Source organism: Trichocoleus sp. FACHB-262 (assembly GCF_014696035.1).
Taxonomy (GTDB): domain Bacteria; phylum Cyanobacteriota; class Cyanobacteriia; order FACHB-46; family FACHB-46; genus Trichocoleus.
The window spans coordinates 563427-576183 of record NZ_JACJPK010000017.1 but is presented as its reverse complement, the minus strand read 5'-3'; the positions used below and the strand labels follow the sequence as shown (position 1 = coordinate 576183).

Genomic DNA, 12757 nt, shown 5'->3' with positions numbered 1-12757 from the left:
AGCGCAAATTTAAACAATCTACGGATTGTCGCAACTAGGACTCTGTATCGAATCCAGTCAGCACGCCATAGATCGCCCAAATCGCCATTGCCCGCAAATAATGGCTAGCTCGGAAGGTACCATTAGCAGTGATGGCTTCGGGTGTGCGGAATTGCAAACCGTGAGTATAGATTTGCTGGACTACTGCCTCGGTCAGTTGGAATGCTTCAGCCTTCCTCTCCATCTGTAGCAAAAAAGCAGCGAGTCCGAAGTTAATTCCAGTCCAAACTTCTAACGGATGGGTGGCTTGAGGATTTTCTGGTGAGCCATCGGGTTTGACTCCATTGGCCGCTCCAAATTTCCCCTCAAAGAACTTCAAGAAGCAGGCTTCGTAGACGGTGTTTAAGGCTGACTGGGCGCAGTCTAGAGGGACGACATCTGGCAAGCTGAGCAACCGCGCGTAGAACTGACCACAGAGTTGGTCGGCCATCACTACATCCGAGCCACTTTCACTGTCGAGGCGGTAGTATTGACCATTCCAGAGTTTGGCTTGGTAGAGGGGACGCGCTTGAGCTAGCCAAGTTTGATAAGTTGCGATCGCCACTTCAATCTCCGCATTAGAGGTATCTAGGGGTTGATTAATCAAAATCTGGCCAATCGCGATCGCGGCTTCCAGGGCAGCAATCCACAAAGCACCGCAGTAAGCACTAATTCCCTGCAAGCGCCAATCATCAAAGGTTTGGTCGGGAGCCCCAGAGTTTTCCGGGATGCCATCGCCATCGAGATCAAAGGTTTTGAGATAAGCCAGTGCCGCGACTACTGAGGGCCAGCACTCCTCCAAGAATTGAACATCATTAGCTCCGGTGAGCAGATAATCTCGGTAAACCTGCAGGACAAAATCGGAGGGCAAATCTTTCCAGAGGTTGCAGTCTTGGTAGCTGGTGTAGTTGGTTTTCTCCCAGACATGCTCGTTCGGCGCACCTAAATCGTGAGGAGTGGCGTTGGCAATTTTCCGCAATGCCGTTGGGCTTTCTGCTCCAATGGTGTAGTAGTAGCCAATGACTCTGGTGCGATCGTCAGCAGCAGGAATAGCGCGGGCAAAGGCTCGCATCACCGATTTTTCTAGCTCTGGCCACAGCATCAGCAGCCCGAAGGAGCCATACAACCGCACATCTAAGCTTTCGTACCAGCGGTAGTCGATACACTCTAGAACTGCAAACTGGCCAATGGGGTCGCGATCGCTTGCCGCACTCCATAGCGCCCCGCCATCCGTGAGATCGTACAGCTCATTAAACAGCGCCATCTTGAACCAGTTGGGCAAATCGGCTCGCTCTAGAATCGGTTGCTGCCACGCTTGAATTTTGGCGTTCCAGTCTTCGTAGTGCTTGAGCGCTGTCCGAGCCATGGACCAAGCATTTTGCCCACTGCGACCAAAGAAATCGGTATAGCGGCGGTAGTACTCCACCCCAGCGGCAAATTCAGTAACGGGGAAGTCCCAGGCCAACACAAAGGGAATCTGGCGCGACTCACCAGGCGCGAGGGTAAACCGGATGGCGATCGCTGCACCGACCTGCTCTCCTGCCGCCGCTGGAATCTCGTCGCTACAGTCTGCCAAAGAACCATCTTGGGCAAAGGTCTGCCAGAGTTCAGCGCCAGTCCCATCCGGGTTCCAGCGGGTGTGGTAAAACACTTCTGAGGTGTAAGGAGGTGCTAAGGAAGCGATCGCCCACTGCCCCTCTCCTTCCTGCGGATTGGCGTTAGGGTCTCGACCGACTCGGTCTAACAAGCATCCCACCCGATGACGATCCACCACCCATTGGTTAAAGTTGCCCTGGCTCTCGCTTAAGCGCGGCTGGTACTCATACACGGGACTGCCATCATCCCGCACTCGGATATCTGGCGACTTGTTGGCATTGGTAAACCAACCCACCATGTTTTGCCAGGTCAGCATGATGCTGAGAGTGATGGGCTGGTCGGTGGGATTATGGGCAGTCCATTCAAAAACCGCGATCGGATAACTGGCTTCCTGGTAGTTGTGCGCCCAAATTGGTGAAAACTGCTGGCAGGTCAACTCAGCTTGAAACACACCGGAGTAGACGAACCAACTTCTGGGATAGAGCGCGTGATAGGTGCCAGATTGTTGGGGATACCATTGCCACTCGCTGAGGCTACCGTCTGTAGGGCGTTCGGTGCAGAGGGCGTAAGCTTGAGGGGTGGCTGTGCCAACTTGCTCGAACACACTGAACTGGCAGGCTGGAATCGATTGAAAAACATGTTCTCCGCCGTCGATGTGCCAGAGATTAAAGTCTCCCCGTGAGGAACGACCGATACATCCAGCCCCAAAGCCGCCTAAAGGCATGCCATGCCAGGGACCGTCGTCTAAATTGCTAGCGTAGCGAACTGTGTAGGGCTTGTCCCAACCAAGGCCAATGGGTCGTTGCCAAGCACAAGCAGGAATTGCTGAGAGAGGATTCTGATTCGTCATCCCCCGATTTTAGAGGGTGCTGCCCCACTTGAAAATTTGGGAGTTGAAATTCTGAAGAATTTACTGAAAACGATACACAGAAGTTGTGGGTGTTTCCCAAAGCAGCGTTGCATTTCCTGAAAAGGGTTTAGTCGGCGCAACCTTAAGCGCAGGCCACAAATTATCTTCTAAAAACTGGTAGTAAAACTTGGAATGTAGAGCGTAACTGCCTGGTTGACACTCAGCGGCGATCGCAAACGATTTCTTGGTGATGTATTTGTCAAGATAACGGTATGGATGATTGACTTTTCTCCATCCTCTGATGTTGCGATCGCAAATTGTAGACCCAGCGGGTAATTGATTCAGCACTTCTACCATTTCTTGAGTGGTAATGACCCGCTTGGCTCCATACTTGCCAGACATATACTCATAATCCATATTGAGATTGATGCCAATTGAAACCACGATGCCTAATAGCAAAGAGAAAATCGTAATATTGTCAACCAGGGTTTTTGACTGGGAATTAGTGCCAAATGCTGCAAGGCTGAGAACAGTAAAGATAATCGGACTAAATAAAATCGGCATTTTAAAGTGGATGGGATACACACCTGTATGGTTAGAAGCGGCGTAGAAATAGACCAGCCAGGTGAAAGCTAAAAAAGCAAAAATAGCTTTATTTCCCTTAAACTTGAAGCTGCCTAAAATTAAAACCAAAAATAAAAATACAATGGCAATGATAGTAAAGAGCCAAGAAGCATTTAGAAAATAAGCTTGTCTGCCCAATTCTGCATAGTTGAACAGAATTCTACCAATTTTCTCCCAGGGTGTATAAGCTTGGACTTCTCGATTGGAATTAAAGACAGTGAGAAAGATTTCCTTGGTATTTACCCAGCCACGGCTAACTTCACCTTTCCAATAAGGCAACAAACAAATGATTGCCGATATGACGGAAACAATGGGCAATAAGCACTGCCGCGATCGCTTCCGATTTTTAGCAATAAATAAAATAGAGCTGGCAATGAAAACGACAGGCATCACAAACATGGTGCTGGAGTGAAGACTAGCCAGAATCGCTAAAACCACGCCATAAGCTGCCCAGGAAAGTATTTGAAGCTTCGTAGAAGCGTTATTTTCTAGCTGAAATTGGTAGAGTAGTGCAAAACAAACTAAAAAGAACGGAATTGGACTAGGGTTCCATTCATAGGTGCTTAAGTAAATGTCAACAAATAAGCTGCTATACCAGAATCCTGCTAAGCCTGCCAAAAACAATCGTTTTGCCGGAGTTAGATTTTCTAAAAGTTGATAGACCAAATAGATTAGAAGTGGAATTGATAAAAAAGAAAATAAAGCATTAGGTAAGGCTTGAAAAACTGGCTCAGGTCCAAAGATGGTAAACGGAAATACCAAATAATAATAAAGTGGCAACGTATTATAACCGCCAATTGAAGAGGCTGGCCCTAAACTTGGCCAAACTCCTCGCCACATTTGCATGTAGATATTGGCATCTCGAACTTGATCGGGAGAGAATCCTACATCAAAAGTGTTGTACTGAAACACACTCACCACTCGGCTAAAGAAGCCAAAACCGATCGCTAGAAGAACGAGAATTTTTCCAGCTAATTCGGTTGGATTGGCTGTGTGCGTGAGGAGCAGTTTTTTAAGTCTCATTGCTAGCTCAAAAGTTATGAGTGATTTAGGTGTTGATGTAGAAGTTAACCCTGTGAACTGAAGATGATTTAAGCAACTGGAACGAACAGAGGCCGAAGATACAAGACTGTACTAACGATCGCGATCGCTACCACAAGTCCCCATATCACCCATAAAACCCTAGCGCTCGGTGCTAGCGTGGGCTGAGTATTGGCTTGCTGACTGAAACTAAAGGGCAGAAGGCTGATTACGTTATATTCCTTCAGGTGATCACTGATTTTTGGCGGTAGTTGGCTTGGACAGCGATCGGAGATAGAGCTGTTGGCTAAGCAGGCAATATTAATCGCCCGTTGACCCAAACGAAACTGGAGGCGTGAGCCCGGTGCGCCCACTAGCGTTTGGGTTTCCTCCATTTGTCTGGGCATTGCCACTGAAGTGAGTTGGATCGCGATCGCCAGAGCAATCAACCCCCGCATTACCCAAGCTGTAAGTCTTCGGCTATGCAGTAACCGTTGAATAAACAGGGCGAACAGAGGGATGAGCAAGAGATGGACAGAGGTGACGTGATATCTCGCTCCCCAAGCCGCATCTCCATGCCAAAACACAAAGCGACTGTAAGTCAGGAGATGCAGCCCTAAGTTAATCACACCAGCCACTAAGTAAAACTTGAGAAATGGATGCAGTTTTCGCCAAAGCACCACGCCTAGAACTAGACAGGGGATAAGGAGGGGGTCATAGAGAAAAATGCTTTTGGCTGGTGAGAACAGTGCCCCCAAGATACCAACCGAGGGATGATTAATGAACGGATAGTTGGCTGGTAGATCAGGCAAACCATTCCACATTGGATCTGTCGTTAGCTGTTGCTTCTCGACAATCTTGCCAGCCGCCCAAAAGTTGCCGTAGCGCCAGTAATCTAGGATGCGACTCAGCAACGCTAAGGGTAAAAAGCCCACAAACCAGAGAAAGATGGCTTGTGCAGTCTTGGCAATATTACGGCTTTGGTAAAGCTCACAACTCGCTAAAAAGAGTAGTACGGTAATGACGTGTAGGGTGCTGGTGGAGCGGATCAGTAGAGCGGCACCTAAAGCTAAACCACTCAGAAGCACAAAATAACGTTGTCTGTGATGCACATAAGCCAAAGCGGTCGCGTATCCGAGCGTCACCAACAGCAATAACTGATTGTTATGTTGCGGAATTTGAGCATAATGCAGCACTGTAGTCGCGAGGAATAGTGTGGCACTGGTCAGCCCAGCCACTTGCTCGTCAAAGTTAAACAAGCGGAGAAGCCAGAAGCACGCCACAACAGCGGCAACATTGAGCGGAATAAAGATCAGAAAGTTGACAGCTAAGGTGCGCCACTGGAAGGAATCGATCGCAGGAAACAGCCGATGCAGTTGAGTGCCCACCCAGTCTCCAGGCAACATCAACATTGACTGCCCCACTTCATAGGCGATATACCGCTTTCCACCTGCGCCCATGACACCAAATCGGATATCTCCTCGCACCTTGGGAGTCATATCAGGCGTGATGATTACTTCTTCTGTGCCAGTCCACCAGGCATGAGCCATTTGTAATCGCAAATCGGTGTCTAGCCCTATCGTGTCTGAGGTGACGGCGATCGCCCAGAGCCAAGCAATCAGCGCGATCGTCAGGATGGTCTTGACGGCAGTTTTTCTAGCCAATTTTGGTGGTGTATCTTTGGCTTTAGTGAGCTTGCCGAGTGGGCTGAGCCGTTGCATGATTGTGTGCTCCAGTGGATCTCAGGGGGCTAATACCTTGATGCAGTAAGGTGTCGAAGTCTAGCTATGGTGGGATGAATCGGTTCTAGATTGGATGACTGACTTACTGATGTAGCAACTCAGAGGCGCCTGGGGCTGAATAGGACAAATAAATCATCCGTTTAGCTTCCCGTCGTCCTCGTGCCACGGAGTCTAAAACCATGCCACAGGTGAGGCTGAGGAAAGCCAGCAGCATAACCGAGGCGGAGAGGATGGCTGTCGGAAATCGCGGCACTAATCCTGTTGCTAAGAAGGTGGACAGAATTGGAATACTCAAACTGATCGACGTGAGGGCTAAAAGGAGAAAAATTAGACTGAAAAACAGTAGCGGTCGTATCTCCTTAAACAGCAGCAAAGCGGTCCCGACAATCCGCCAACCATCACTAAAAGTTTTCAGCTTGCTGGTAGAACCGGGGGGCCGAGATTTGTACCAAGTCGGTTCTTCCGCAAACGGCATTTTTAGTTCTAGGGCATGAATGGTGAATTCAGTCTCAATTTCAAAGCCATTGGATAGGGCTGGAAAGGATTTGACAAACCGCCGTGAGAAAACCCGATATCCCGAAAGCATGTCGGAAAATCGAGCACCGAATAGCATCCGGACAAAATAGGTCAACATCAGATTTCCACCCCGATGACCTCGCCGATAGGCGGCTAGTTCGCTAGGGGTACTCCGGCGCATGCCTACCACCATATCTAATTGATGCTCCAGTAAGCGAGCAACGAGATGCCTGACGGCACCCGCCTCGTAGGTGTTGTCGCCATCTACAATCACATAGATATCGGCTTCAATGTCGGCAAACATTCGCCGCACTACATTGCCTTTGCCAGGAATCGGCTCATAGCGCACGATCGCGCCTGCTGTATCTGCGATCGCGGCTGTATCATCTACTGAGCGATTATCATAGACGTAGATTTTGGCTTCTGGCATTGCGGTTTGGAAATCCGCAACCACTTGGGCGATCGTCAATGCCTCGTTATGACAAGGAACCAAGACCGCCACACTAGATGTCAGGCGAGCTGTGGGCTGAATGGTGGGAAACTGTTGCAGCATGAGCGGATGTCCTTAAATGTGAATGATTCGTGGGGCTACGAACAGGACTGTTGCCAAGTTGTTTTTTGATCTACTGGTTGGGGTTGACCAGGAGGAACGGTTTTCTCGTTTATAAAGTGGATTTCAAAGTTTTTTAGTTGCTTCAGCCCTTGATGGCGGGCATTCCAGTGACGACAGAGATACTCGCCATAGTAGGGATATAGTTTCTTGCCGATACCTCGATTCAGATTAATGAAATAGGTACGCCATTGCATGTTGTGATAGATGGCGTTGCGCGTCTGCACAACCGGTTTTTCATAAGAAACAGCGCTGCCATCCCTAAGCAAATCAACTTGTGTGCCATCCGCAAGCTGACCGGGAATCACATACCAACCATCGTCTCTAGGAGGAGAAGGCGCAAAGATACTCCACGATTGATCGAGACGAGTGACGCGGCTAATCCAATCTACAGAGTTGAGCGTTCTCCGGTTAAAGACTTCGGGAGCAAAGCTGCGTAGATTCCAGATAAAGGTATAGGCAAACAGCAGTAGCGTAATTAGATTCAAGGGACGAGGCGATCGCACCTCTATCGGGCGGAACTTGAGGGGTTTGGTAAACTTCCCAGCCGTGCGGCGATTGGAGGCAACAGTTTCGTAGAATTTAGTGCCAACTGACATCACGGGTCGCCAGCGCAGCACCGGAGTCAGGAACTTGAATACAGGAGATAGAGAGCAAATATAGGCGATCGCTTCAAACTTGTAATGTCTGCGTGCTTGCCAATCCACAACTACCCAGGAATTGTAGGTTTGCATATCTGCAAAGATGCTGGGATCATCCTGTGCCATCAGTAAGGGGATATTGGGCAACAGGAGAAAGGTGCGGAGGAGATGGACTACTTTTTTGCAGAAGCCACACTCGGTGTCATAGTAGATCCGCAGCCCTGCTCGTTCCGGCGTGTACAGGCGTTTTCCCCAACTATCCCAAACCTCACTGGGGATAAACACTAACCAGCAAAAAACACTTAAAACTGGAAAGATGCCGATCTGAAGACTGAGACCAAAACCGATGTGCAGCGAGATAAACGTGAGAATGGTGGCGCAGCGGAACCAAGTCGTGCGGAACGGCACGAAGAGAAATAACGGCCCAATCCACTCCAGCCAGAGTGTGCTTAAGGTGAAAAAAGTGAGTAAAGGTGGGAACTTGAGCAGCAATTGCCCAAAATGAGTTGCATATTGGTCAAAGCTGAGGGCGTAGTAAACGGCGTCTCCTTGCGGCCACCATATCGGGCTAGTGGTTTTAAAGGCGGCAGAAAACCAGTAGACAAAGCAAATTTGCAGAGTGAGCGCTAAGGTGGCTCCCGAAAGGATGCGTTTAGGTAGTGGCTTGGGAGAGGTGTTGAGGGCACGCTCGATGGAATAGTAGGCTCCTAAGGGGAGAAACATGCACCAAAATAGCAGCGCCCGCAACACATCATCAGCCGCGAAGATGAGCGCTGGATTGCGGTTATGGAGAGAGACAACCAAGGTCCAGGAGGCGATCGCAGCGAGGCGAGTTTGGTAGCCTACCAAGAGAGCTAAAGCCATGCAGCCAGCCAGCAAGAAGATCAAGGCTTGGACGAGGGGCTGACCGCTGATGGCATGAATGGACCAATAGCCTGGTTTCCACAATTCCTCTGTTAAGAGCGATCGCGGCAACACACCTGCATCGGTGTAGTGAGCTACTAGATCTCCCGAACGAATGAACAAATCTGTGAGCAGCAGTAGGGCGATGCCGATGCGAAAGAGAGCCAAGGAACGCAGGTCTAAGCCAAACAGTTCTTCTAGCTTGCTCCTAGTTTTGATTAAAGATTTAGATTTTTGCGCCTCAGCCACCATACTTCAACCTCAGAAAAATCTTTTGTTAAGTTCGCGTTTAGAGATCTCGTTGTTATTTTTAGTAGGGCAAACGTCGGGGATAGTGAGCCACCGTTCTTCGCGATCGCCTGGTTAACCGTTGCCAAGCTTGGCGCACAGGCTGTCGGGTTGGGGTGGGCAACCAGCGCAGGAGACCACTCGCCAGCCAATGTCCCATGACTCGCAAACGATGGTGCAGCGTTGGCATGCGTTGGAGATAAATCCAATGGCGAATTACACAGGCGATCGCGCCTTGTAGGGTAAGACCAAAGCTACAGACCACAGCGGCGTTGGTACCCAGAGTTAACATTTCTCCTAAATGCAGATAGCGAAAGGAAAGCAGTGGCTTCTCTGTGATTACAGCGCGGAGATTACGAGCAGCACAACTGGCTTGTTGGTAAGCGGCTTGAGCAGTCGCCGGAACCAGTTGTTTTCCCGCATCTTGAATCGCGGCTAAATCTCCTAGAGCAAATACCTCTGGATGCTCTACAAGTTGCAGCGTAGGTAACGTCAACAGTTGCCCTTGGGTATTTTGTTGGCAAGGGAGACTCCGGACCCAGTCTAGAGTTTGGGTGCCAGCGGTCCACAACACCAGATCTGTCTCGATGGTGCGAGTTTGTTCCTGGTGAGCTAGTGTGATGTGATTGGCGGCAAGCGCCTCAATGCCAGTGTTTAGCTCAACCTGTATCCCTCGTTGTCGTAAGGCTTTGTAAGCTGCTGCCCGACTGGCGGCTGAAAAAGTTTTGAGGATGCGATCGCCGCGCTCAATCAGCCGCACCTGGCCTCTAGTCTTGAGGCGATCGGCTAGTTTACAAGCGAGTTCTACGCCATTCGGCCCTCCTCCCACCACCGTAACTCGGATGTGATGTTGCCTGGATGCTTCCAGAAACCGCAATCTCTCTCTTAAATGCACAGCATCCGCCAAAGAGCGAAAGGGAGCAGCATGTTCTACAGCGCCAGGGATGCTACCTAAGCAAGTTTCTCCGCCTACCGCCAAAACTAGATAATCATAGGTGAGAGAGTCACCATTACAGAGATAAACATAACGAGCTGTTAAATCAATGCTAGAAACGGCTTCCTGGCAAAATTCAATCTTGTTATGTGCCAGCAGTTGTCGATAGGTCGGTGCAATTTCCCAAGCCTGTAGTTCACCTGTCACCAATTCATAAAGCAGCGGCGTAAATAGAAAATGATCTTTTGGTTCAACCAGAGTGATTTGATAGTTTTTTAACTGCGATCCTAAGGTGCGCTGCAAATATAAGGCTGTATAGAGTCCCCCAAATCCTCCTCCCAAAATACAAATTTGTACCGGACCTCGACCCGGACGTAAAACGGAAAGGGTTCCAGGTTGATCTGCAAGCCTATTTTTTTTGCAGTACATCATCTTTTCCACCAATAGGGTTAGCAGCGCTGACAGCCTGAGGGAGAAGAACGGATTACTCTTAGCTCTGTTGCAAAGGGCGATCGCTATTGCGAAGGTTGATTGATCGGTGATGATGCAATTTGATCTCCCATCACTTGCTTAAATTGTTGGGCTAGCTCGACCGAGCGTATTCTTCTAGCAGGTTGATTGAGGTGGTAATGGGTATCGGCAAAAAAGCTAGAGTCTGTTTTGAGATTGAAGGAAGTTGGATCGTGAAGCAGCGGTGCGATCGCCGCTAGTTTAGTTGCGGTTTTCTGCACATTCTCAATCGTCTGTGGGTCATCACTGGCATAGAGCCAAGGTAGTCCCAAGACTAAAGTGGCTCCTTTGGCTTCTACTTCTTGGCGAAACTGCACAATGCGCTGATAGGCGTAGTCAGAGATGGGAGCCTTGATTTTCATCTGCCACCACTTAGATTTGGTGCGCTGCTTCAACACCGTCGGGTCGCCGTTCTGGGTAATCGGGTCAGAGTAGTAACCTGTTAGCTTGCCTTTCTCCACCACATCTAAAGAGGATTTGGTCAAAGCGCGCAAAGTTGGGGCTCCCACCATTAGCGTGTCTTGAGCCAGTTGTTGAGTAGGAATTCCGCCTAGCCCAGGCTTGCCGATCGCGATGCCAAACTGACCAGAGCGATCGCCAAAGCCATCTTCATCTAGTAGCAGTAAGTATTCTGGGATTAGCAGCACTACATCTCCGGGACGAATCTTATCCTTGACGCTGGGGAGAATCACATCTAAACCAATCGGGCCATCCAAGCCCAAGTTCAGCACAGGTCTCCCTAACTCTTGCTGCATCACGCCTGCATCAACCGTGTAGTGTGCCCCAGAGCCACCTAAGATCAAGACTCGTTTGGATTCCTGAACTTGATCAGCTAGTGCCATCTTTTGCTCATACATGATGCGTAGCCAACTCAGTTCACCGCCATAGCGGGCGTTGTAGATGTAGCCAGCCGTCCAGGCTAAACCTGCGATCGCAACCCAACTGGTGAGGGTTAGAAGTTTTCGCATTAGAACTCAAAGTAGATAAATTGCGAGGGAGTATTGGCAGCCAGTAGAACTGTCAAAGCGAGTAAGGTTCGTGAGACCCAAGGAGAAGTGAGCAAGTCATATTCAGACTCACGTTTTTGCCAAACCGCTATATGTTCAAGTAACAACACTAAAGTTGCGAGTCCCAGGGTTAAGGCCAAGACGGTGGCTTCATTACCGCTGAAAGAACTAAAAGCACTGCCAATGTTGGCAAAAGAGTACGCTCCTGGACTGACCAGAGTTTGTAACTTGGTGGCTAAACGATGCACATTGGTCTCCATGAAAAACAGACATCCCAAGATGACTGAGCCAAAGGTCAAGATCCAGGAAATGAACTGAGGCATGAACAACCGCTGACCGACAAAGCTGTAAAAAGGCCGCCCCGCATAGCGCAGAACTAACAACAGCAGACCGTGATAAGCACCCCAAAGGATAAAGTTCCAGGCGGCACCGTGCCAAAATCCCGAGAGAGTAAAAGTCAGAAACAAAAAGAAAGGTGCCCACTGTTTCCTAGAACCCATCAGGGGTAGAAACACATAATCTCGGAACCAAGTGCTAAGAGTGACATGCCAGCGTCGCCAGAATTCGTTAATGCTTTGGGAGGTGTAAGGAGCCAGGAAATTGGTAGTGAGCTTGACTCCTACAAACTTGGCCAGACCCAAGGCCATAAAGCTGTAGCCAGCGAAGTCAAAATAAATCCTTAAAGTAAAGAGATAAGCCGAAAACCAGACTAGCCAAGCATTACCTGTCTCTTCTAGGTCGATATAGGGAGAGATGTTATCGGCAAGGACAAATTTCATGAATAGGCCAAGGGAGAGCCAACGTAGACCTGCCTCAAAGTTATCCAGCGTGAATTTAAAGCGAAACGCTTCAATTTGGGGGAAGAAATCGGCTCGGCGTTCAATCGGACCTGCAACAACTTGGGGAAAGAAGGAGACAAAGTTGACATAATCAACGATTCCAATGGGGCGCTTCTTCTTGCTAGTAAAAGAGTCAACCACAAAGGCAACCATCTGAAAGGTATAGAAGGAGAGACCCGGTGGAATCGCTCCCATGCCTGGAATTCCACCTTGCGCCTGCCAACTAGTAGCAACCCCTGGCAAGAGTAACCCCAGGACATCCTCCACAAAGAAGTTGAGGTACTTGAAGTAAGCAAGGATGGCAATATCGATCGCGACTAAGCTAGTGGCAATCATCTTGGCTTCCCATCCTTGGCGACGCAGCATCAGCCGTACCAGGATGTAGTTAAAAATAAGTTCGCAGGCAAAGATGATAAAGCTAGAGCGCGAGGCATTGACAAACAGGAACAATGACATCGCCGCTAAGCCAACACTGTCAAAAGAACCTCGCCAGAGGTTGAAGTATTGGCCAATCCAGCGAACCGTGAAAAAAGGAATACTAAAGAGTAGTAATACCCACCAGAAGGAGAACTCTGAGAAGTTCAATTAACCCATCCTCCCCAAGCTGCAATTCATCCGTTCCGAACCTTGACCAAGCTTGATTTAGAGATTGATCAGTA

General features: G+C 49.2%; 8 protein-coding genes. All 8 read right to left on the bottom strand.

The features are described 5' to 3' along the window. Positions 1-34 precede the first annotated feature (34 nt). Entirely contained in the window at positions 35-2464 is a 2430-nt protein-coding gene (locus H6F68_RS03670) for a GH116 family glycosyl hydrolase (RefSeq protein WP_190556517.1), read from the bottom strand. A 60-nt stretch (positions 2465-2524) separates the two neighbouring features. Further along, positions 2525-4111, bottom strand: a complete 1587-nt coding sequence (locus H6F68_RS03665) for a hypothetical protein (RefSeq protein WP_190556515.1) — start codon at positions 4109-4111, stop codon at positions 2525-2527. A gap of 68 nt (positions 4112-4179) precedes the next feature. Next, positions 4180-5829, bottom strand: coding sequence for a hypothetical protein (locus H6F68_RS03660; protein ID WP_242065314.1), 1650 nt, complete (start codon positions 5827-5829; stop codon positions 4180-4182). A gap of 103 nt (positions 5830-5932) precedes the next feature. Further along, a complete protein-coding gene (locus H6F68_RS03655; protein WP_190556513.1) occupies positions 5933-6919 on the bottom strand; it encodes a glycosyltransferase family 2 protein in 987 nt (328 codons plus the stop codon). Positions 6920-6954: 35 nt separating this feature from the next. Continuing rightward, the gene (locus H6F68_RS03650; protein ID WP_190556511.1) at positions 6955-8772 is read right to left on the bottom strand and encodes a DCC1-like thiol-disulfide oxidoreductase family protein; all 1818 of its coding nucleotides are present in this window, start codon (positions 8770-8772) and stop codon (positions 6955-6957) included. A gap of 58 nt (positions 8773-8830) precedes the next feature. Beyond that, positions 8831-10174, bottom strand: coding sequence for an NAD(P)/FAD-dependent oxidoreductase (locus tag H6F68_RS03645; RefSeq protein ID WP_242065313.1), 1344 nt, complete (start codon positions 10172-10174; stop codon positions 8831-8833). Positions 10175-10257: 83 nt separating this feature from the next. Further along, the gene (locus H6F68_RS03640) at positions 10258-11220 is read right to left on the bottom strand and encodes a hypothetical protein (protein ID WP_190556509.1); all 963 of its coding nucleotides are present in this window, start codon (positions 11218-11220) and stop codon (positions 10258-10260) included. Beyond that, positions 11220-12683, bottom strand: a complete 1464-nt coding sequence (locus H6F68_RS03635; RefSeq protein WP_190556507.1) for an MBOAT family protein — start codon at positions 12681-12683, stop codon at positions 11220-11222. The genes H6F68_RS03640 and H6F68_RS03635 overlap by 1 nt, the downstream gene beginning before the upstream one ends. Between the last annotated feature and the right edge of the window lie 74 nt (positions 12684-12757).